Here is a 20,503-nt window from a genome sequence, read left to right on the forward strand (position 1 = left end):
TCCGCAGAGCCGGGACCCATCTCGCGACGGAGCACGGTGCGGCGTGGGCCCAGGCTCTGCAGCGCATCACGCCGCAAGTGCGGCGCGCCGCGTCCGGGGCACGGCTTCCCTCACGTCACCGCATTCACCAACTGATATTCCGGCCGCCGCCAGACCTCGCCCGCGATCACCTCCTCGATGATCTCGGCCGCCTTCAGCACCTCGGTCTCACCAATATACAGCGGCGTAATCCCGAACCTCATGATGTCAGGCGCGCGGAAATCGCCGATGACGCCGCGGGCGATCAGCGCCTGCATGGCGGCGTAACCGCCGTCGAAGGCGAAGGAGACTTGGGAGCCGCGGTGCTCATGCGCGCGCGGGGTCACCAGCTTCAGAGACCGGCAGCGGCGCGCGACTTCGGCGATCAGCAAGTCACCGAGCGCCAGCGAGCGCGCACGGACCTCTGCCATATCGACACGGTCCCAGATGTCGAGCGAGGCCTCCAGCGCCGCCATTGCCAGCACCGGGGGTGTGCCGACGCGCATGCGTTCGACGCCACCTGCGGCCGCATAGCCAAGCTCGAATGCGAACGGCTTTGCATGCCCCATCCATCCCGACAGAGCGGCGCGCGCGCTGTCGGCGTGGCGTGGCGCGACATAGAGGAAGGCCGGCGCGCCGGGGCCGGCGTTGAGATATTTGTAGGTGCACCCCGCCGCGAAATCGGCGCCGCTCCCGGCGAGATCGACCGGCAGCGCGCCGGCGGAATGCGCGAGATCCCAGACCGTGACGATGCCGAGCGCATGCGCCTTTGCCGTGAGCTTCGCCATGTCGTGGCGGCGACCGGTGCGATAGTCGATCTCGGTGACGTAGAGCACCGCGACCTCCTCCGACAACGCAGCCTCGATCTCCTCCGGCGCCACCAGACGCAATTGATGGCCACGCCCGAGCGTCGCGATCAGGCCTTCGGCCATGTAGAGGTCGGTCGGGAAATTGCCGGTGTCCGACAGCACGATCTTGCGCGACGCGTTCATGTCGAGCGCAGCGGCCAGCGCCTGGTAGACCTTGAGCGACAGCGTGTCTCCGACCATCACCGAGCCGGCTTCCGCGCCGATCAGCCGCGCGATGCGATCGCCGACATGGCGCGGCTGCGCATACCAGCCTGCACTGTTCCAGGCGCGGATCAGCTCATTGCCCCACTCGGTCGTGATGACGCGGTTGACGCGCTCGGCCACCCCCAGCGGCAGCGCGCCGAGCGAGTTGCCGTCGAGATAGATCACGCCTTCAGGCAGATGGAACAGCGCTTTGGTGTCGTCATAGACGCGATATCTGGTCATGGATATTTCTTGGGCATTTCTACAGAATGGTGCGGACGCGCCAGAGTTCGGGGAATAGCTCGACCTCCAGCATGCGCTTGAGATAGCTGACGCCACCAGTGCCGCCGGTGCCGCGCTTGAAGCCGATGACGCGCTCGACCGTCGTCACGTGGTTGAAGCGCCAGCGACGGAAGTAATCCTCGAAATCCACCAGCTTTTCGGCGAGCTCGTAGAGCATCCAATGCGTCTCCGGCGCCTCGTAGACGACGCGCCAGGCCTGCAGCACGCCTTCGTTGAAGCTGTGGGTCTCGCGGACGTCGCGCGCGAGCACCGCCGCCGGCATCTTCAGCCCGTTGCGGTCGGCGAGCCTGAGCACCTCGTCGTAGAGGCTGGGCGTCGAAAGTTCAGCTTCGAGCAGCCTCGTCGTCTCCACATCGTGCGTGTGCGGCTTGAGCATGGCGTGGTTGCGGTTGCCGAGCAGGAATTCGATCAGCCGGTATTGCCGCGACTGGAAACCGGAGGACTGTCCGAGCTGCGAGCGGAAGCGCGTGTATTCGCTCGGCGTCATCGTGCGCAGAACGTCCCAGGCGTTGTTGAGCTGCTCGAAGATCCGCGACATCCGCGCCAGCATCTTCATGGCGGGCTGCACCTCGTCCCCGGCGATGGCACGGCGTGCGGCACTGAGTTCGTGGATGGCGAGGCGCATCCACAGCTCCGTGGTCTGATGCTGGATGATGAACAGCATCTCGTCATGCGCTTCCGACAACGGATGCTGCGCGCCCAGGATCGCATCCAGCGCGAGGTAGTCGCCGTAGGACATCCGCCGGGCGAAATCGGTCTCGGCGCCTTCTCTCGTGGGATCGTAATCGTTGGACGTCATGGGCAGGCCCTTTCGATCGATCTTCCCCGGCTTGGCTCAGTCGAGGCCGATCAGGCGCGCGGTGATCGGCGATGACGGATCCTTCAGTCCGTCGATCACGGTAAAATGGTTCAGCCCGGGATCGACGACGAGGCGTGTCGGCACGTCGAAGCCGGTCCAGAGATTGGCCATCAGGTCGGACTGACGAATGAATTCCGGCCGCTCGCTGCCGCCGACCCAGGCGGTGACGGGCGAATGCCCGCGCGGCAGATGCAGCGCCGCGCTTTCGAGCGTCGCCTCCTCCATGGTCATGCCGAGCGTCTCGTTCATCTTCGTCTTGAGCAGCGGACGCAGATCATGCAGGCCGCTGATCGAAAGCGCACCGGCGATACGGTTGTAGACGGCGGGCTCCAGCCGGCTGTCGTCGCACAGCATGCGGGTGACGAGATGGCCGCCAGCGGAGTGGCCGGCGAGCCGGATCGGCCCGGAGACGAGCGAAGCCGCCTTGGCGATCGCCGCGGCGATCTCGGCGGTGATGTTGGAGATGCGTGCGGCCGGCGTCAGCGTGTAGCTCGGCAACGCCACCGTCCAGCCATGCTGGCGCGCGCCTTCGGCCAGATCAGTCCAGGTCGATTTGTCGAAGCGCATCCAGTAGCCGCCGTGGACGAAGACGACGAGGCCCTTGCTGTCGCCGTCGGGCAGGATCAGGTCGAGGCGCTGACGCTCGCCGGCGCCATAGGCGATGTCGGCGCGAAAATCCTTCAGCCCGGCGCGGTAGGCGCCCGCCCGCTCGGCCCATTGTCCAGGCATCTTGTCCGAGCCGGGGATATGGGCCGAATTGGCGTAGGCATCATCCCAATCGCGCATCGTAACTCCCAGAGGACTCGTCCAGCGAACCGGGCGCCAGTCTGCCACCGGTCAGGCCAGCATCCTAGTCTTTCTTTTAAGCTTAAAGCATCTAGCAGATCGAGCGACGATCGGTTGGGCACGTTCCCCGGGCGCAGCGCAGCGTGCAACGATGCGCTGCTGAACCGGGGTCCAGCGCCTCTGCCGCAACATGGGTCCCGGCTCGGCGGCGCACCGCTTCGCGCTGCCCCGCGTCCGGGACACCAGACCTTTACGCCTTCTCCACCCCGCACCATTCCGCGATGAACAGCGCCATCGCCTTGGTCGTCTTCTTCAGCGACTCCAGCTCGACATATTCGTTGAAGCCGTGCATCTCGCCGCCGCTGGCGCCGAAGCAGAGACTCGGGATGCCGTGGTTGAGGCCGTAGAAGCGGGTGTCGGTGAGCGCGGTGAAGACGAGATCCTCCGGCATGCCGCCATAGACCTTGTCGAACGCATTGCTGAACGCGGCTTCCGGTGCCGCCGCGTCGGTCAGCTCATAGCCCTCCGACAGGAAGCCGGACCATTCAATCTCCGGCGGATTGTTGGCGAGGAAGCGGTGGTTGCGCGCGGCAGCGGCGACGCAGGCCGTGATCTCCTTCTGGTGATCGGCAATCGACCAGCCCGGCAACACCGCGATCCGGCAATCGACATCGCACCAGGCCGGCACGCTGGAGGCCCAATCACCGCCCTTGATGATGCCGGGGTTGAAGTTGATGGGATGGTTCAGTGTCTTGAAGTGCCTGTCAGCCTTGGCGCGCTCGTTCCATTCGATCTCGAGCTTTTGCAGCGCCTGGATCAAATGATAGGCGGCCATGATCGCGTTCGCGCCGGAGCCGGCAAACGCGACATGGGTCGGGTGCCCCTTCACCCGCAGGCGAAACCAGATCACGCCGACCTGCGAACGCACCATCTTGCCGCCGGTCGGCTCCGGAATGAAGCAGGCGTCCGCGCGATAGCCGCGCTGCAGCGTCGACAGCGCGCCGACGCCGGTGCTCTCCTCCTCGATCACGGATTGAAAGTGAATCCGTGCCGTCGGTTTGAAGCCCGCGGCCTTGATCGCATCCAGCGCATAGAGCGCGCCGATGGTGCCAGACTTCATGTCGCAGGCACCGCGGCCGAACATCTTGCCGTCCTTGATGACGGGCGAGAACGGCGGCGTGTCCCACAGTTCCAGGGGGCCTGCGGGCACGACGTCGCAGTGGCCCTGCAGGATCAGCGATTTGCCGCCATTCGTTTGCGGACGGTAGGTGCCCACCACCGAACGCGCCTTGGAAAAGTCATGCTCGATGGGGCCGAAGCCGCGCAGATCCTTGAGATCGTCGACGTCGATGTGCCAGTCGTCGACCTCGTAGCCGCGCGCGCGCAGGAGGTCGCCGATCATGTCCTGGCACGGCCCCTCCGCCCCGCGGGTCGAAGGGATTGCGACAAAATCGCGTGTGGTGGCGAGCTGGGCCTCGAAGCCGGCATCGACGGCGTCAAGAATCCTCTGCTGCGTTTCGGCATTCATCAGGCAACTCCCGGCATTCCAATGGTTCCCAAGGAGCGCGCAAGCTAGCCGATTTCAGCCGTTCGGGTACTCCACAAAATAAGCATCCCGCAATGCATCTTCGAGCAGGCGGCCTTCCGAATAGCCATTCAGCGTCGCAGGCCGGCTGACGCCGTCGAGCAGGCGCGGGCACGGCTCCGGCGCGCCGAGCACGGTGCGCACCGGGATGCGCTCGGCATAGATCGGCAGCGCATAGTCCTCGTCGTCGTCGGCGACACCCTTGGCACGGACCTTGGCCGAGGCCTCCTCGATCTCCATCGCAATGAAGGAGGTCGCCTTGATCTCCTGCGTGTTGCTGGCCCGCAGGCTCGCCGTGCGGTCCGGAAAGAAGCGGTCGACCATCGCGATCACCGCGCGCTCCTTCTCCTCGGGGTCGGTGACGAGATAGGCGGTGCCGAACGCCATCACCGCACGGTAGTCGGCGGAGTGATTGAAGCCGCAGCGCGCGAGCACGAGGCTGTCGAGATGGGCGACTGTGAGACACACGCGCTCGCCCTTGGTCTGGCTGCGCAGCATCCGGCTTGCGCTCGAGCCATGCCAGTACAGCTTGGTGCCCTCGCGCCAGAAGAAGGTCGGCGTGCAATAGGGCTGGCCGTCGATCACGTAGGAGACGTGGCAGAGCATCGAGGAATCCAGGATGCGATGAACCGTGGCGTGGTCGTAGAAGCCGCGGTCGTGCCGGCGCTTCACCTGGTTGCGCACTGAGGTCGGATAGGAATTCGAGGTCTCGGTCTGGCTCACGGCCGCTCCTGCTCGGATTGGAAGAAATCTGGAAGCAGTTGTAGCGGCGCATTTGGTCTGCGATAGTTCCAATTCCATGCGAAATATTCCGACCAATTCTCTCCCCTCACCGGCGAGGCCTTCCTTGCCGACAAAGACCGAGCTGCCGCTCGACCTCACAGGCCCGCACGTCACGCCAGGCGCCTCCGCCGCACACCGGCTCTATCAGGCGCTGTGCGAGATGATCGTCTCCGGGCTCGTCAAGCCCGGCGAGCCGCTGCCGCCGTCGCGAACGCTGGCCAGGCAGACCGGGTTTCGGCGCAACGCCGTCGTCATCGCCTATGAACGCCTGATCGCCGACGGCTTCGCCGAGGCGACCGTCGGCTCCGGAACGTTCGTCGCCGCGCGCATTCCTGCGCGCACGGCCGAGCCGGACAAGCCGAAGGCCATCGTCGAAACGCCCGGGCAAGGCGCCTTCGCGCTCGGCTGCACCCATATCGACGAACGCGCGGTGCAGCGTTTTCGCGCCTTCGTCGGCCGACGCATGCGCGCCTTCGGGCCTGAGCACCTTCACTATGGCGATCCCCGCGGCAGCCGCGAGCTGCGCGCGGCGATCGCCGATCATCTGTTGTCGGCGCGCGGCCTGCGCTGCGACCCCGATCAGATCATGCTGACGTCGGGCACGCTGCATGCGCTGCGCATCGTGCTGAGCGCGATCCTCAAGCCCAACGACCAGGTCTGGTGCGAGGACCCAGGTTACCCCGCCGCGCGAAAAACCATCGCGCATTGCGGCTATCGCGCCGTGCCGGTTCCGGTCGACGAGCACGGGATGCAGGTCGCCAAGGGACGCACTGCCGGCCCCAACGCGCGCGCGGCCTATGTCACGCCGTCGCATCAGTTTCCGCTGGGCGTGCAGATGTCGATGCCGCGGCGGCTCGAGCTTCTGGACTGGGCCAGGCAGGCCGGCGCATTCGTACTGGAGGACGATTACGACAGCGAGTTTCGCTATGACGGCGCACCGCTGATGTCGCTCGCCGGCATCGATCGCCTCCAGCGCGTGATCTACCTCGGCACGTTTGCCAAGACGCTGTTTCCCGGCCTGCGCATCGGCTATTGCGCCCTGCCCGAACGCCTGATCGCGGACGTGACGGCTGCGCGCGCGGCGCTCGACCGCTTTCCCGGCACGCTGATGGAAGGTGCGGTCGCCGACATGCTCAACTCCGGCGCCTTCGCCGCCAACCTCAAGCGCGTGCGAAAACTCTATCGCGACGCCCGCGATGTGCTGGCCAAAACGCTGGAAGCCGCATCCGATGGCGCGCTCTCGGTACCAGTGCCATCGCAGGGCCTGCATCTGGTCGCCCGGTTTGATCGCTCGGTCGACCTTTCGGTGGCAGCGCGGGCCAAGCAGGCGGCCGGCGCGGAAGGCTGGCTCTTGGCCGACACCTATTCGCGCGCGCCCCCTCTGCCTGGCTTCGTGCTGGGATTTTCCGGCCACGCGGTTCCACAGCTCATCGCCTCCGCCGAACGGCTCGCGCGGGAATCGCGCACCGCCCTGCGCACGAGGAACAGATCCGCCCGGGGGCCCTGACAAAGGTTCACTATCAGAATCGCGAGCCCGTCCTTACATTGCGGTATCAATGCCGGGATCTTTCGCCATGCCTTTCCGCCGTGCAGCTTGCCTCTCAGTCCTGATCTCCGCCGCGCTCGTGACGACGGCGCACGCCGTCACGGTCGGACGCGAGCAGGACATCGTCGATCTCAAGCTAGGTCAGCGCGTGCAGGTGGACGACGGAACCTGCCCCGCCGGACAGGTCAAGGAAGTGCGCGGAACGAAGATGACCGATAAGGGCGTCGCGCGCACCAGCGCTTGCGTGCCGCGCTACGGTCCGAAGACGAAATAATTACTGCTTCGCCGGATCGAACATGCACTGCAAGGTCGGCTTGGCGATCTTGGTGAAGGTCGGACCGATCTCGCCCTGCTTGGACGTCGGCACCCAGTCGGTCTCGATGGTGGGCACGCCGGTCTCGCTGATGCCGCGCAACAGCGCTTCGCGCAGATCGCGGTCCTCGACGGCCGCCGCGGCGTGATCGTGCAGGCAGCCGCAGACTTCCTCGGGATGTTCCCACCGCCCAAGCATCCGCGGCGCGCACTGGCGCACGAACTCAGTGCGGGGATCCGGTAACCTGGTGGGAGCGCGCACCTGCGCCTGGGCGGCATTGATCGTCAGAACGGACACGAACGCAGCGGCGCAAAATCGAACGATCATGATGGCCTTTATCGGCTGATTTTCTTGTTATCGATCAGAAACGCGCAGCAACCACGATCGACTGCGACGCCGTGGGGGTGATCGGCGAGCCGCTGTACTGGAAGGTGCCGACACCGGGAAGATTGCCGTCCGGCGCGCCCGCGAACGAAGAGCCTGCAATCACCAAACCGAAGGCAAGGATGAAGCTGAGCGCGCGCATGGTCTTGTCTCCGAATTCGGTGGCCGGCGATGCGCCGTCGTTCGTTGTGAAGCTGATAACCATGGGCGGTTTCGCGCGTGATGCGCCAAAAGCGCAAAATGGTTTCATCTCCGTGAGAATTGTTTCGTCGAGCCCGGGACGACGACATAATTCTTCGAAAAGACCAATCATTTCAGATGGGTCTCGCCGCAGATCAAAGTAGCCTGCCAAGTTCCGGCTGCGGTGCGCGACCACACCAGACGCAGCCGCCGTCATGCTCGCGCCTTACCCGCTTCACACGCATTTTACGTTTTTCTGCTGAATGGAACGGCAAACGAAGGCTGGGTCGAACCGAGGGCACGTCGGCCGCGACCCAAGCCATCGAAGCCAGGACGCCCGGATCACCGGGCGCGTTTACTTGAGGGATGGCCATTATGGTGGCGCAAGATCGCGCAATGCCGCGCGAGGCGGACCAACGGACGGACCGCGGAGATCAACAATCGAATCGCGTCGCCTCAGCCGGCGCGATGTCGTTGCAGTCTGGCCGCGGCTTTGAAGCCGCGCCACAAGCGTTCGTGCGCCTGACCGGCTCGCACCTTGTCAAACCGCGGGCCAGCCGCGCTGAGTGAACCCAAGCGCGGCACTGAGTGAACGCAAGCGCGTCACTGAGTGAAGAACTCGCCGCACTTCTGGACGTTTGCGTCCGTCGGTCCCCACGGCATGATCGGCACGGTCGAGGTCGAGTTCTTCGGCGAGCCCTCGATCAGCCTGTCCGAATAGACCATGTAGACCAGCACGTTGCGCTTGGCGTCGCAGCCGCGCACGATCTGCATCTTCTTGAAGAACAGCGAGCGGCGCTGACGGAACATGTCGTCGCCCTGCTCCATTTTGTTCTTGAACTTGATCGGGCCGACCTGGCGGCAGGCCAGCGAGATGTCCGAGACCTCCTCGGCAAGGCCCAGCCAACCCTTGAAGCCGCCCTTCTCCGGCACGGTGAAATGACAGGCGACGCCCTCGACTTCAGGATCGTCGAGACCATAGGTCGCGAGCTTGTCGTTCGGGCTCATCCATTTGAACACGGTGGAGCGGCGGAAGATCAGATCGGGCTCGTCGGCAGCCGAAGCGGACGCCGACTGCACGACCAGAGCCAGGAGGAAGAAAGCTAAGCCTTTCAATCGGATGCCAGAAAGACCGAGGAAACGAGATGACATGAAGTTCTCCGCTAACAAGTCGCCACAATGTAGGCATGAGGCAGCCGCCCAGGAAGACGACGGACAGACGGGCGCGGCCGCCGTTTACCGCTCCGTGAGGCTTTTTTGCTACGACTTGGACAAATGTAGCTGATGGCAGAACCGCCCTGCTGGTGAACGCGTATCCCCTCTGCGAGACTAACTTCTGATTTGGATTATGGATTCGAGGATGAACAGCGTGAACGGGTCGGGTTTTTCTGCCAAGCCGGCGCGGCTGTGGCAGGTCGCCATTTTGACGGCGGCGGGTGTGATCGGCGCGACCAGCCAGGCAGACGCTGCATTTTATTATTGGACGGATTATTCCGACGGGTCCTATTACGCCCGGCAGGACCGGCATCCCGAAATACCGCGCCAGAAGCCGCAGAAGCGCGGCGCTGCCGTCAAGAAGGAAGCTGTCGCCGGGAAGGAAGCCGGGACCAAGCCCCAAGGGCCGCTGGTCATCGTCGTCTCGATCGACCGGCAGAAGGTCACGGTCTACGACACCAACGGCGTGTTCGCGGAATCTCCGGTGTCGACAGGCATGAAGGGCCATTCGACGCCGATGGGTGTGTTCAGCGTCATCCAGAAGCACAAATTCCACCACTCCAACATCTATAGCGGCGCGCCGATGCCGTACATGCAGCGGATCACCTGGTCCGGTGTCGCCATGCATGCCGGCGTGCTGCCGGGTTATCCGGCCTCGCATGGCTGCATCCGCATGCCGATGGCGTTCGCGGTGAAGATGTGGAACTGGACCAGGATGGGCGCGCGCGTCATCGTCGCGCCCGGCGAGATGACGCCGCACAGCTTCTCCCATCCCCTGCTCGCCTCCGTGCGCGTGCCGCCGCCTGCCGCCAGCCTCGAGCCGCAGACCAATGTCGGCGACAAGGCCGACAAGGGCGCCGCGCTGACCAAAGGCGCCGAGACCAAAACTGCCAGCGCCGACAGCGTGCTCGAGCTGCGCACGTCCGTCGGACACGTCGTGATGTCGGGTGTGACCACGGGCAATGCGTCAGCCCGCGACGAAGCCGCCGTGCCGGCCGACAAGACCAAGACGGCCGAGGCATCCGACGCCGCCAAGCCTCAATCGGAGGAAGCCGCCAAGCCGGCTAGCGACGACAAGCCGGCCACCGACAAGGTCGAAGCTGTCAAGACCGAGCCGGTCAAGACGGAAGCCGCGGACTCCGCGAAGACGCCCGATGCGCCGGCCACTGCACCTGCGCTCGCCGCCTCGCCCGACGCGAAGAAGGATGACGGCCGCGTTGCCGAACCGGCGGCGGCCGCAAAGCCGGAAGCGCCCAAGCGGGCCGGCCAGATCGCCGTCTTCATCAGCCGCAAGGATTCCAAGCTCTACGTACGGCAGAATTTCGCGCCGTTGTTCGAGGTCCCGATCACGATCGCCACGAGCGACCGTCCGCTCGGCACGCATATCTTCACCGCCGAGCTCGACAAGACCGACTCCAATGCGCTGCGTTGGTCGGTGGTGTCGCTTCCGGTCTCCGCCCGTTCCGCGGCCCGCGAGGACGACAGCCGCCTCACGCGCCGCAAGGGTGACGCTGCGGTGATCCCCGTCGCCGCCAAGCCTGTGGCTGCCAAGCCCGTGGTCACGCCGGACAGCCCGGCCGCGGCCCTCGACCGCGTCTCTATCCCCGCCGACACCATGGCGAAGATCAACGAGATGCTGACATCCGGCGGCTCGATCATCATCTCGGACCAGGGCATCAACCAGGGCGAGACCGGCGAAGGCACCGACTTCATCGTCCGCCTGTACTGACCTGTTTCACGGCGCGTCGATAACGCGGTGTTGACGAGGCAGGTCGCAGCGGCGGAGTAACATCCGGCCCGGATCATTTCGGGGGACGCCGTCATGATGAATCGCAGAACCGTGCTCACCGCGGCGCTTGCAGGCATGCTCGCGCCGGCAACGCGCGCACTGGCCGATGGCGGCATGAGCCGGATCTCGGCCTACGCCTTTTCCTTCCCCGCTTTGTCCGGCGACGACATCCGCCTTGCCGCCTTCACTGGCAAGCCGCTGCTGGTGGTCAACACCGCATCGCTCTGTGGCTACACGCCGCAATATGCCGGCCTGCAGGAGATCTGGAACGAGTTTCGTGCGCGCGGGCTCACCGTGATCGGCGTGCCCTCCAACGATTTCGGCGGCCAGGAGCCGGGCGGCAGCAGCGAGATCACCGAGACCGCGCACCACCAATATGGTGTTACCTTTCCGATCGCAGCCAAGGTGAACGTCGTCGGAGCAAAGGCGCATCCGTTCTACAAATGGGCCGCCGATGCGCGCCCGCGCGAAGTTCCGCGCTGGAACTTCCACAAATATCTGATCGGCCGCGACGGCTACATCGTCGAGGTCTTTCCGTCCGCGGTCGAACCGGCCGACACGCGGATCAAGACGGCCATTGCCAGGACGCTGGCCGACAGTTGACGCGCGGCGCCCCAATCCGGCTGGGCACAATTGTGGCGGGATGCCAAACAGCCGTTGCAATGGCGATGGCCCACCATCTAGGCTAGGATCGTTTGGGGCAGGACGGTTTTTGCCGGGGGCGAAAAGCAGCGGCGGAACAACGGGATCAATCTCGAGGACAACACCATGCGTGTGGCGGCAGGACTGATTTTGGCAAGCGCGATGTCGGTTGCGATGACCGGCGCAGCATGGTCGCAGACCCCGGCCGCAAAGCCCGCAGCTGCGACGCAAGCCGCACCCGCGGCGACGCCGGCAGCGGCTGCGCCTGCTGCCGCTCCGCCAGCAGCTCCCGCGGCCGCCGCCGCGCCGGCAGGCTTCGTCAATCCGCCTCCGCCCAAGCAGGCGCCGCAGCCGGCCCGCGCGGCCTGCAACACGCCGGGCGCGCTCGGTGTCGCCCGCACCGTCGAGATCGACACCACGGGCGGTCCGGGCTTCGGCTTCGAGCATTTCAAGGAGCTCGACTTCCTGCGCGACAAGGAGGTGGTACTGACCTTCGACGACGGCCCCTGGCCCAAGAACACGCCCGCTGTGCTGAAGGCGCTCGCCGACGAATGCACCACCGGCATCTTCTTCTCGATCGGCAAGCACGCGACCTATGAGCCCGAGATCCTGAAGCAGGTCTACAACGCCGGCCACACCGTTGGCACCCACACCTGGTCGCACGCCAATCTCAACAACAAGAAGCTTAACGAAGCGCAGCGCAAGGAAGAGATCGAGAAGGGCCTGTCCGCGGTGAAGTGGGCGCTTGGCGGCATCTCGCCCTCGCCGTTCTTCCGCTTCCCGGCGCTTCAGCATCCGCCGGAGATGGTCACCTATCTCGGCAACCGCAACACCGCGATCTTCTCCTGCGATATCGACTCTTTCGACTTCAAGGCTTCCAAGCCCGAGAAGGTGGTCGAGACCGTGATGAAGAAGCTCGACACCAAGGGCAAGGGCATCATCCTGATGCACGACTTCCAGAAGCACACGGCGGAGGCCCTGCCCGAGCTGCTCAAGCGCCTGAAGGCGGGTGGCTACAAGGTGGTGGCGATGCGCGCCAAATTCCCGGCCTCGTCGCTGCCCGAATACGACCAGGAGCTGCTCAAGGACGCCAAGCTGCCGACGGTGAGCCAGCGCCCGGTCAATTCCGTGGTGACGACCGTTTCCGAATAGACGGCCATTGTCTTTCCGTATCGAAGGCTACGTCATCGTCTCGGCGGACGGCATGCTCGCCGACGCCGGCCACGTCATGCCCGACAGCCTGAAGTTCGACGGCGACAAGCTGTTCTTCGAGCAGGCGCTCGATCGCGCCGCGCTGATCGTGCACGGCCGCAACTCGCATGAGCAGCAGCCGAATTCGCCGAAGCGCAAGCGGCTGATCCTGACCCGCAAGATCAAGGCGCTCTCCGTCGATCCGGAGATGCCGAACGCAACGCTGTGGAATCCGAAACAGGCGAGCTTCGAGGAGGCCTGCGCCTTTGCCGATGTCGCCTCCGGCATGGTCGCCATCATCGGCGGCCCCGCCGTGTTCGAGATGTTCATGGGCCGCTACGATACCTTCTGGCTGTCGGAAGCCCCGCATGTGCGCCTGCCCGGCGGCGAAGGCTGCTTCGTCGGCGTGCCCCAGCGGAGCCCGCATGAGGTGCTGGCGTCGCACGGCCTGAAGCCGGGCACGCCGTATCTGCTCGACGCGGCGCATGAGGTGACTGTGACACCCTGGCGCCGAACGTAGGCCGTCAGACGTCCCCGTACGCCGCCTCGGCCGGACGCGTGGTGCGGCCGTATCCCATGATCATGAACAAGGCGCCGATGATCGAAAGGTTCTTCAGCGCGTCGACCACCATCTTCGCGTTGTCGGGCGGCGCCTGGTTCCAAAAATCGTCGAACAGCACGGTCGCGACCGCGACATAGACGATCAGCAGCATCGCGAAGAACCGCGCGCCGAAATTCAGCGCGATCATCAGCCCCGCGATGATCTCGAGCGCGCCGACCGCGATCGCCAGCAGTTGCGGCGTGGTCATGGCGGTGGCCGTCTCCACCTGCTTGGCGTAAGGGGCGACGATGTCGGGCACCACGACCTTGGTGGCGATGAAGTCGGCCGTCGCCTGGATGGCAAAGAGCTTGGTCGCGCCCGTGTAGATGAACAGCACGGCGAACAGGATTCGCCCGAAAGTCACGAACGCTGGCATGATCGGCCTCTTGGCAAAGCGCTAAGCACGGAACGCGCAAGGATTATGAAGAGTTGCGCGCCGCTTTACAAACGGGGAAATGGAGAACTGAAAGTAATTCAACGTTGGCGAGGCGGACGGTGTAGTGGCGCTCGCTACCGGAGTCGAACTACCGGGACGAATTCGACCACCACTCTCTCTCTGCGTCATGGCCGGACTTGTCCCGGCCATCCACGGCCTGTCCCGCGGCACGAAGATCGTGGATGCCCGGGACAAGCCCGGGCATGACGAGTTCGGAGAATCTTACTTGAACGGTCCCTTACGTAAACAGCGTCGGCTGCCGGGCCGCGCGCTCCTGCGCTTCGACCACGGCGACGGCCGTCATGTTGAGGATGCCGCGTGCCGTCACCGACGGCGTCAGGATATGCGCCGGGCGCGCCGGGCCGATCAGGATCGGGCCGACGGGGAGCGCGTCCGCCAGCGACTTGATCATCTGATAGGCGACGTTGGCGGTGTCCAGCGTCGGCATGATCAGGATGTTGGCCTCGCCCTCGAGATTGGAATGCGGCAGCACCATTTTTCGCGCGGCAGCGGAGAGCGCAGTATCGCCCTGCATCTCGCCGTCGGCCTCGATCTCCGGATGCTTTTCCTTGAGCAGCTGGGTCGCGCGGCGCATCTTGCGCGAGGAATCGGTGTCGTAGCTGCCGAAATCCGAGTGCGAGACGAAGGCGATCTTCGGCTTGATGTTGAAGCGCTGAACGTGGACCGCGGCGAGCGAAGCGATCTCGGCGAGTTCCTCCGCGCTCGGATTGGGGCGAACTTGCGTATCGGCGATGAAGAAGGCGCCCTTGCTGGTGATCAGCAGTGCCAGCGCCGCGTAGTCGCTGATGCCCGGGCAAAAACCAACGATCTCGCGGACATGGCGAAGATGGCTCATGTATCGGCCCTCGACGCCGCAGAGCATCGCATCCGCCTCCCCGCGCGTCACCGCGAGCGCAGCGATGACCGTGTTGTTGGTACGCACCACCGTGCGCGCCGCATCCGGCGTCACGCCCCTGCGGCCGGCGACCTCGACATAGGACTGCACGTAGGAACGGTAGCGCGGATCGTCCTCGGGATTGACGAGGTCGAAATCCTTGCCGGCGCGGATGGAGAGGCCGAAGCGCTGGATGCGCGCTTCCACGACCGAAGGACGGCCGACCAGGATCGGCCGCGCCAGGTTCTCCTCAAGCACCACTTGCGTGGCGCGCAGCACGCGCTCGTCCTCGCCTTCGGCGTAGATCACGCGCACCGGCTGGGTCTTGGCCTTGGCGAACATCGGCTTCATGACGAGGCCGGAGCGGAAGGCGAAGCGCTCGAGCAGCGCGGTGTACTCGTCGAAATTGGTGATGGGCCGCGTCGCCACCCCCGACTCCATCGCCGCCTTCGCCACCGCCGGCGCGATGCGCAAAATCAACCTGGGATCAAACGGGCTCGGGATCAGCGAGCCCGGGCCAAAACCCTGCGTCTCGCCAGTGTCGAAACCCTGGGCGACCGCATCCGACGGCGCCTCGCGCGCGAGCTGCGCGATGGCCTCGACGGCGGCGTGCTTCATCTCCTCGTTGATGGCGCTGGCGCCGACATCGAGCGCGCCGCGGAAGATGAAGGGAAAGCAGAGGACGTTGTTGACCTGGTTCGGATAGTCGGAGCGGCCGGTGCAGATCATGGCGTCAGGGCGCACCTTGCGCGCCTCCTCCGGCATGATCTCCGGGGTCGGGTTGGCGAGCGCCATGATCAGCGGCTTGTCGGCCATCGCCTTGGCCATCTCCGGCTTGAGCACGCCGGGCGCCGAGAGACCGATGAAGATGTCGGCACCGCCGATGACGTCGCCGAGCGTCCGCTTGTCAGTCTTCTGCGCATAGACCGCCTTCCAGCGGTCCATCGTGGTGTTGCGGCCCTCATGCACGAGGCCGTCGATGTCGCAGACCCAGATGTTCTTGCGCTGCGCGCCCATCGACACCAGAAGATTGAGCGTCGCGATCGCCGCGGCCCCTGCCCCGGACGCCACGATCTTGACGTCGGAGAGTTTCTTGCCGTTCAGCCTGAGGCCGTTGGTGATGGCGGCGGCGACGATGATGGCGGTGCCGTGCTGATCGTCATGGAAGACCGGGATCTTCATGCGCTCCTTGAGCTGCGCCTCGATCTCGAAGCATTCCGGTCCGCGGATGTCTTCCAGATTGATGCCGCCGAAGGTCGGTTCGAGCGCCGCCACAGTCTCGACCACGCGATCGATGGTGTCGGCGGCGATCTCGATGTCGAACACGTCGATGCCGGCGAATTTCTTGAACAGGACGGCCTTGCCCTCCATCACCGGCTTGGATGCCAGCGGGCCGATATTGCCGAGGCCGAGCACGGCGGTACCGTTGGAGACCACGGCGACCAGATTGGCGCGGGTAGTCAGCGTGGCGGCTTCCGCCGGGTTCTTGGCGATCTCGGTGCAGGCCGCGGCGACGCCCGGCGAATAGGCCAGCGCGAGGTCGCGCTGGTTGGCAAGCGGCTTGCTTGCCTGGATCTCGAGCTTTCCAGGGCGCGGCAGACGATGGTAGGCGAGCGCCGCCTGGTGGAGATCATCAGAATAGGACGACATGCGGTGTCTCGCCTCGCGTTACCGGCCTCAAAAATGCACGATCCGAAAGCGGCTGTCCAAGCGGACCGTATTTCCGGGTCATGGAAACGGGATGAAGCACGCCGGGCGCCCCGGTGGCAACATCCGATTGCGCGCCCATCAACAGGGCGCGCGGTCAAATATTTGAAAACCATAGCTTTCCCTGGACCACGCGGCGTTTCGCGAATATGGCAGGTTGCGCGGTGCAAAACGAGCAACTGGAGCTGGGAATGAAGCGAATCCTGATCGGCCTGATCGTGGCAGCCGTACTCGGCGCGGGCGGATGGTTCGGCTTCAACCTCTATGTCCAGCATCGGGCGACGAGCGAGGTCGAGGCAGCCTTCGAGCAGTTACGCGCAGGCGGCGGCAAGGCGAGCCATGGCAAGATCGGGTTCGAACTTGGGACGCGCACGCTGACGATCGAGGATATCACGATCGCTCCCGGCGAGCAGCCGCAGGCGCAGATCAAGATTGCCGGCATCAAGGGCGCCGGCGTTCGCCTGATCGACGATAACAGCTTCTCGGCCGACAGCATCGACGTCACGGGTTTCGAAGTCGCGCTGGACCAGGTCGGCGCCGCGAAGCTGAAGGCGTCCTACAAGATTCCGCAACTCACCTTGCGTGACTATGCCGGCCCCGTTCACGCCGGCAATGCGCCGACGGGCGGATCCCTGATCGAGCTTTACCGTTATGTACTCGATCAGTACGCCAGCATCACGGCATCGTCAGTCACGGCTCCGACGCTGACGATGACCTTCGATGCGAGCGGCAGCGCCGCCGGCAGCGGCGAGGTCGCCTATTCCGGGCTGGCAATCCAGAATCTCAAGCGCGGCAAGATCGATGCAATGAAAGCGGACCGCGCCGTCTTCACCATCGACGTGCCGCAACCGGGCAAGCAGGACAAGCTGACCGGCGACCTCTCCAACGTCGTCGTCAACGATTTCGACGCGACCGCGATCGCCGCGGCGCTCGATCCGCAGAAGACCGGCGACGACAGCTATCATCGCGTCTACCGCCAGATCTCGGCCGGCCCCTATGTGCTCAAATCGACCCAGGGCATTCGGATGGACATCGACGGTATCACCTTCGAGGACATCGCGGTGCAACCGTCAAAATTCCGGCCGGCCGAAATCATTGCGCTATTGCCGACGGACCGGTCGGTGGTCCCGACCGTCGCACAATCGCGCGAGATGATGGAGAAGCTCGCCGGGTTCTATGATGGATTTCGCATCGGCAAGATCGAGGTCGGCAAGTCATCCATGGGCACGCCGCAAGGGATGGCCAGGATCAATGCCGTCAGATACCGGGAGGGTGAGTTCGCGGTCGAGGGCGTCGATACGCCCTCGCCGCAAGGGCAGTTCAAGATGGAGCGGTTCGCGCTGAAATCGTTCAGCGCGGCAAACCTGATGCGCTGGGCGGCGGGGCTCAGCAGCCACGGGCAGCCGCCCTCGCCCGATCAGATGCTCGGCCTGTTCCGCGTGCTCGAAGGCGCGGAGATCAAGGGCGTGGTGGCGCCCTACAAGAATACGCGGCAGTTCGTCACCATCGACACGATCAGCCTGAACTGGGGCCAGCTGGTCGGATCGATTCCGAGCAAGGCCAATCTGGTCGTGAGGATGGTCGCGCCGGCAGACCCCGCCAATCCGGCGCAACGGCCGCTGATCATGGCAGGCGTGGACAAGCTCGCGATCGACCTCGATCTCAGTGCGGCCTGGACGGAATCGTCCGGCGCATTCGCGCTCGCGCCGGCCACGCTCGATCTCGGCAACCTTGCCAAGGCGCAGGCCCGCTTTGGGCTTGCCAACGTCCCGCGCAGCCTGTTCACGACCGACCCGGTGCAGGCGATGGGCCAGGCGGCGCAGGTCGAGACCGGCACGTTCGAGCTCTCACTGCGCGACAGCGGCGTGGTCGATCTCGTCGTGGCGCAGTTCGCGCGCATGCAGGACGTCAGCCGCGACGCCGCACGCGGCGCCATCGTCGCGATGATCAGGGCGCAGGGTGAGAAGATCACAGGGGCCAATGGCGACGTGAAAATGGCGGTCGATGCGCTCGCCGGTTTCGTGGAGACGTCAGGGCAGACGCTGACCGTCAAGCTAACGCCCCGCGCCAAGGTGCCGCTGATGCAATTGATGCAGCTGTCGCAAAGCGACCCCGAGGGCGCACTGGCGCAGTTCAGGATCGAGGCGTCGACGGGATTGTAGCTCTCGTGTCCCGGACGCGCCTCGGCACGCAGTGACGCTGCGCGTCCGGGAGAAAGCCTGCTGTGCCGAAATGTGGGCCCCGGCTCAGCAGCGCATCACTGCGTGCTGCGCTGCGTCCGGGGCACGCACCACTCACTTCTGCGGCAGGTTCACCCGCACATGCAGCTCGCGAAGCTGTTTTGTGGTCGCATCCGACGGCGCGCCCATCAGCAAATCCATCGCCTGCTGGTTCATCGGGAACAGCGAGATCTCGCGCAAATTCGTGGTGCCGCACAGCAGCATCACGATGCGGTCGACGCCCGCGGCCATACCGCCATGCGGCGGGGCGCCGTACTGGAAGGCGCGGTACATGCCGCCGAAGCGGTCGACCACTTCCTGCTCGCCGTAACCTGCGATCTCGAACGCCTTCACCATCGCCTCCGGCACATGGTTACGGATGCCGCCCGAGGCGATCTCGTAGCCGTTGCAGGTGATGTCGTACTGGAACGCCTTGATGGTGAGCGGGTCCTGGCCCTGCAGCGCGTCGAGGCCGCCCTGCGGCATCGAGAACGGGTTGTGCGAGAAGTCGACCTTCTTGTCATCCTCGTTGTACTCGTACATCGGGAAGTCGACGATCCAGGCGAGCTCGAACCGCTCCTTGTCGGTGAGGTTCAATTCCTCGCCGACCTTGTTGCGGGCGAGCCCTGAAAACTTCCAGAACTTGTCGGGATCGCCGGCGACGAAGAAGGCGGCATCGCCTTCCTTCACGCCGATCTGTGCGCGGATCGCAGCGGTGCGCTCAGGCCCGATGTTGTTCGCAAGGGGACCTGCACCCTCGCCGCCCTCGCGCCACATGATGTAGCCGAGGCCAGGCTGGCCCTCGCCCTGCGCCCACGAGTTCATGCGGTCGCAGAAGGCGCGGCTGCCGCCGCCCGGTGCGGGGATCGCCCAGACCTGGTTCTTGGGGTCTTCGAGCATGCGCGCGAAGACCTTGAAGCCGGAGCCGCGGAAGTGCTCGGAGACGTCCTGCATCTCGATGGGGTTGCGCAAATCCGGCTTGTCGCTGCCGTATTTGCGCAAGGCCTCGGCGAACGGAATCCGGCGCCAGTTCTTGCTCACCGGCTTGCCCTTGGCGAACTCCTCGAACACGCCGGTGATCACGGGCTCCATCGCCGCGAACACGTCTTCCTGAGTCACAAAGCTCATCTCGACGTCGAGCTGGTAGAACTCGCCCGGCAGACGGTCGGCACGCGGGTCCTCGTCGCGGAAGCAGGGCGCGATCTGGAAATAGCGGTCGAAGCCCGACATCATCAGCAACTGCTTGTACTGCTGCGGCGCCTGCGGCAACGCATAGAACTTGCCGGGATGGATGCGCGAGGGCACCAGGAAGTCGCGTGCGCCTTCCGGCGAGGACGCGGTCAGGATCGGCGTGTTGAACTCGAAGAAGCCCTGCCCCTCCATGCGCCGGCGCATCGACTTGATGATCTCGACGCGCGTCATGATGTTCTGGTGCAGCTTCTCCCGGCGCAAATCGAGGAAGCGGTACTTCAGGCGGATGTCTTCAGGATATTCCTGGTCGCCGAACACCGGCAGCGGCAGATCGCCGGCCGGACCCAGCACCTCGATCTCGGTGACGTAGATCTCGATCTTGCCGGTCGGCAGATCGTCATTGTCGGTGCCCTCGGGGCGGCGGCGGGCCTTGCCGTCCATCCGCACCACGAATTCCGAGCGCAGCTTCTCGGCCAGCGAGAACGCCGGCGAGTCCGGATCGACCACGCACTGGGTCAGGCCGTAATGGTCGCGCAGGTCGATGAACAGCACGCCGCCATGGTCGCGAACGCGATGGACCCAGCCTGACAGGCGGACCGTCTCGCCGATGTTGCTCTCGCGGAGCGCGCCGCATGTATGTGACCGGTAGCGATGCATGGTCGTCCCAAAAATGATGTCGGAGGAAGCGAATCGGACGGCCTGTCATGGCCGGTCCGAGATTGCGGCAGGGTTTACCCGACGAGACCCGAGGCGGCAACCAAGGGAACGGGCTGTTTTGGGCCGGAACCGCCCAATTTTGCCCAATCTG

General features: G+C 65.0%; 18 protein-coding genes. 7 read left to right on the plus strand and 11 right to left on the minus strand.

Annotated features, from left to right (window positions below):
* Positions 1–110: 110 nt before the first annotated feature.
* The 5 genes from kynU to GDN70_RS22420 form a co-directional block, all read right to left on the minus strand.
* A complete protein-coding gene (kynU, locus tag GDN70_RS22400) occupies positions 111–1,313 on the minus strand; it encodes a kynureninase (RefSeq protein WP_038946565.1) in 1,203 nt (400 codons plus the stop codon).
* Positions 1,314–1,332: 19 nt separating this feature from the next.
* A complete protein-coding gene (gene kynA / locus GDN70_RS22405; RefSeq protein ID WP_028144956.1) occupies positions 1,333–2,172 on the minus strand; it encodes a tryptophan 2,3-dioxygenase in 840 nt (279 codons plus the stop codon).
* 36 nt (positions 2,173–2,208) lie between these two features.
* Positions 2,209–3,018 (minus strand): alpha/beta hydrolase, encoded by an 810-nt coding sequence (locus GDN70_RS22410; protein WP_152103051.1) that lies wholly within the window; start codon positions 3,016–3,018, stop codon positions 2,209–2,211.
* A 250-nt stretch (positions 3,019–3,268) separates the two neighbouring features.
* The gene (locus tag GDN70_RS22415) at positions 3,269–4,546 is read right to left on the minus strand and encodes an ArgE/DapE family deacylase (protein WP_038972932.1); all 1,278 of its coding nucleotides are present in this window, start codon (positions 4,544–4,546) and stop codon (positions 3,269–3,271) included.
* A 54-nt stretch (positions 4,547–4,600) separates the two neighbouring features.
* Entirely contained in the window at positions 4,601–5,326 is a 726-nt protein-coding gene (locus tag GDN70_RS22420) for a pyridoxamine 5'-phosphate oxidase family protein (RefSeq protein WP_028144959.1), read from the minus strand.
* A gap of 76 nt (positions 5,327–5,402) precedes the next feature.
* Here GDN70_RS22420 and GDN70_RS22425 point away from each other — a divergent pair, with 76 nt between their 5' ends.
* Both GDN70_RS22425 and GDN70_RS22430 read left to right on the plus strand, forming a co-directional pair.
* Positions 5,403–6,893 carry a PLP-dependent aminotransferase family protein gene (locus GDN70_RS22425; protein WP_038972935.1) on the plus strand — a complete coding sequence of 497 codons (1,491 nt, stop codon included), beginning with the start codon at positions 5,403–5,405 and terminating at the stop codon, positions 6,891–6,893.
* Positions 6,894–6,960: 67 nt separating this feature from the next.
* Positions 6,961–7,206 carry a DUF6719 family protein gene (locus GDN70_RS22430; RefSeq protein WP_028144961.1) on the plus strand — a complete coding sequence of 82 codons (246 nt, stop codon included), beginning with the start codon at positions 6,961–6,963 and terminating at the stop codon, positions 7,204–7,206.
* On the opposite strand, the gene GDN70_RS22435 is transcribed toward GDN70_RS22430, so the two are convergent.
* The 3 genes from GDN70_RS22435 to GDN70_RS22450 form a co-directional block, all read right to left on the minus strand.
* Entirely contained in the window at positions 7,207–7,572 is a 366-nt protein-coding gene (locus tag GDN70_RS22435) for a hypothetical protein (protein WP_028144962.1), read from the minus strand.
* 34 nt (positions 7,573–7,606) lie between these two features.
* Positions 7,607–8,026: a hypothetical protein gene (locus GDN70_RS22440; RefSeq protein ID WP_152103052.1), complete on the minus strand. Its 420-nt coding sequence runs from the start codon at positions 8,024–8,026 to the stop codon at positions 7,607–7,609.
* 386 nt (positions 8,027–8,412) lie between these two features.
* Positions 8,413–8,961 carry a CreA family protein gene (locus GDN70_RS22450; protein ID WP_028144963.1) on the minus strand — a complete coding sequence of 183 codons (549 nt, stop codon included), beginning with the start codon at positions 8,959–8,961 and terminating at the stop codon, positions 8,413–8,415.
* A gap of 208 nt (positions 8,962–9,169) precedes the next feature.
* Between GDN70_RS22450 and GDN70_RS22455 the strand changes: the two genes are divergently transcribed.
* From GDN70_RS22455 to GDN70_RS22470, 4 genes are all read left to right on the plus strand, one after another.
* Positions 9,170–10,753: a L,D-transpeptidase gene (locus tag GDN70_RS22455; protein ID WP_161966458.1), complete on the plus strand. Its 1,584-nt coding sequence runs from the start codon at positions 9,170–9,172 to the stop codon at positions 10,751–10,753.
* A 93-nt stretch (positions 10,754–10,846) separates the two neighbouring features.
* Positions 10,847–11,416, plus strand: a complete 570-nt coding sequence (locus GDN70_RS22460) for a glutathione peroxidase (protein WP_028144965.1) — start codon at positions 10,847–10,849, stop codon at positions 11,414–11,416.
* 165 nt (positions 11,417–11,581) lie between these two features.
* Positions 11,582–12,607: a polysaccharide deacetylase family protein gene (locus GDN70_RS22465; RefSeq protein ID WP_028144966.1), complete on the plus strand. Its 1,026-nt coding sequence runs from the start codon at positions 11,582–11,584 to the stop codon at positions 12,605–12,607.
* Between the two features lie 7 nt (positions 12,608–12,614).
* A complete protein-coding gene (locus GDN70_RS22470; RefSeq protein WP_028144967.1) occupies positions 12,615–13,166 on the plus strand; it encodes a dihydrofolate reductase in 552 nt (183 codons plus the stop codon).
* 4 nt (positions 13,167–13,170) lie between these two features.
* Here GDN70_RS22470 and GDN70_RS22475 read toward each other — a convergent pair whose 3' ends face one another.
* Both GDN70_RS22475 and GDN70_RS22480 read right to left on the minus strand, forming a co-directional pair.
* A complete protein-coding gene (locus GDN70_RS22475) occupies positions 13,171–13,623 on the minus strand; it encodes a DoxX family protein (RefSeq protein WP_028144968.1) in 453 nt (150 codons plus the stop codon).
* 298 nt (positions 13,624–13,921) lie between these two features.
* The gene (locus GDN70_RS22480) at positions 13,922–16,228 is read right to left on the minus strand and encodes an NADP-dependent malic enzyme (protein WP_028144969.1); all 2,307 of its coding nucleotides are present in this window, start codon (positions 16,226–16,228) and stop codon (positions 13,922–13,924) included.
* Positions 16,229–16,476: 248 nt separating this feature from the next.
* On the opposite strand from GDN70_RS22480, the gene GDN70_RS22485 reads away from it, so the two are divergent.
* Positions 16,477–18,447, plus strand: coding sequence for a hypothetical protein (locus GDN70_RS22485; protein ID WP_173015853.1), 1,971 nt, complete (start codon positions 16,477–16,479; stop codon positions 18,445–18,447).
* A gap of 132 nt (positions 18,448–18,579) precedes the next feature.
* Here the strand turns inward: GDN70_RS22485 and aspS are convergent, their stop codons facing one another.
* Entirely contained in the window at positions 18,580–20,352 is a 1,773-nt protein-coding gene (gene aspS, locus GDN70_RS22490) for an aspartate--tRNA ligase (protein WP_028144971.1), read from the minus strand.
* Between the last annotated feature and the right edge of the window lie 151 nt (positions 20,353–20,503).

Origin of the sequence: Bradyrhizobium sp. TM102 (genome assembly GCF_009176685.1) — a bacterium.
Classification (GTDB): domain Bacteria; phylum Pseudomonadota; class Alphaproteobacteria; order Rhizobiales; family Xanthobacteraceae; genus Bradyrhizobium; species Bradyrhizobium ottawaense.

Excerpts from the sequence above, each read along its gene's own strand:
- kynU (WP_038946565.1), bottom strand. The coding sequence starts at position 1,313 with ATGACCAGATATCGCGTCTATGACGACACCAAAGCGCTGTTCCATCTG.
- kynA (WP_028144956.1), bottom strand. The coding sequence starts at position 2,172 with ATGACGTCCAACGATTACGATCCCACGAGAGAAGGCGCCGAGACCGAT.
- GDN70_RS22410 (WP_152103051.1), bottom strand. The coding sequence starts at position 3,018 with ATGCGCGATTGGGATGATGCCTACGCCAATTCGGCCCATATCCCCGGC.
- GDN70_RS22415 (WP_038972932.1), bottom strand. The coding sequence starts at position 4,546 with ATGAATGCCGAAACGCAGCAGAGGATTCTTGACGCCGTCGATGCCGGC.
- GDN70_RS22425 (WP_038972935.1), top strand. The coding sequence starts at position 5,403 with ATGCGAAATATTCCGACCAATTCTCTCCCCTCACCGGCGAGGCCTTCC.
- GDN70_RS22430 (WP_028144961.1), top strand. The coding sequence starts at position 6,961 with ATGCCTTTCCGCCGTGCAGCTTGCCTCTCAGTCCTGATCTCCGCCGCG.
- GDN70_RS22435 (WP_028144962.1), bottom strand. The coding sequence starts at position 7,572 with ATGATCGTTCGATTTTGCGCCGCTGCGTTCGTGTCCGTTCTGACGATC.
- GDN70_RS22440 (WP_152103052.1), bottom strand. The coding sequence starts at position 8,026 with ATGACGGCGGCTGCGTCTGGTGTGGTCGCGCACCGCAGCCGGAACTTG.
- GDN70_RS22450 (WP_028144963.1), bottom strand. The coding sequence starts at position 8,961 with ATGTCATCTCGTTTCCTCGGTCTTTCTGGCATCCGATTGAAAGGCTTA.
- GDN70_RS22455 (WP_161966458.1), top strand. The coding sequence starts at position 9,170 with ATGAACAGCGTGAACGGGTCGGGTTTTTCTGCCAAGCCGGCGCGGCTG.
- GDN70_RS22460 (WP_028144965.1), top strand. The coding sequence starts at position 10,847 with ATGATGAATCGCAGAACCGTGCTCACCGCGGCGCTTGCAGGCATGCTC.
- GDN70_RS22465 (WP_028144966.1), top strand. The coding sequence starts at position 11,582 with ATGCGTGTGGCGGCAGGACTGATTTTGGCAAGCGCGATGTCGGTTGCG.
- GDN70_RS22475 (WP_028144968.1), bottom strand. The coding sequence starts at position 13,623 with ATGCCAGCGTTCGTGACTTTCGGGCGAATCCTGTTCGCCGTGCTGTTC.
- GDN70_RS22480 (WP_028144969.1), bottom strand. The coding sequence starts at position 16,228 with ATGTCGTCCTATTCTGATGATCTCCACCAGGCGGCGCTCGCCTACCAT.
- GDN70_RS22485 (WP_173015853.1), top strand. The coding sequence starts at position 16,477 with ATGAAGCGAATCCTGATCGGCCTGATCGTGGCAGCCGTACTCGGCGCG.
- aspS (WP_028144971.1), bottom strand. The coding sequence starts at position 20,352 with ATGCATCGCTACCGGTCACATACATGCGGCGCGCTCCGCGAGAGCAAC.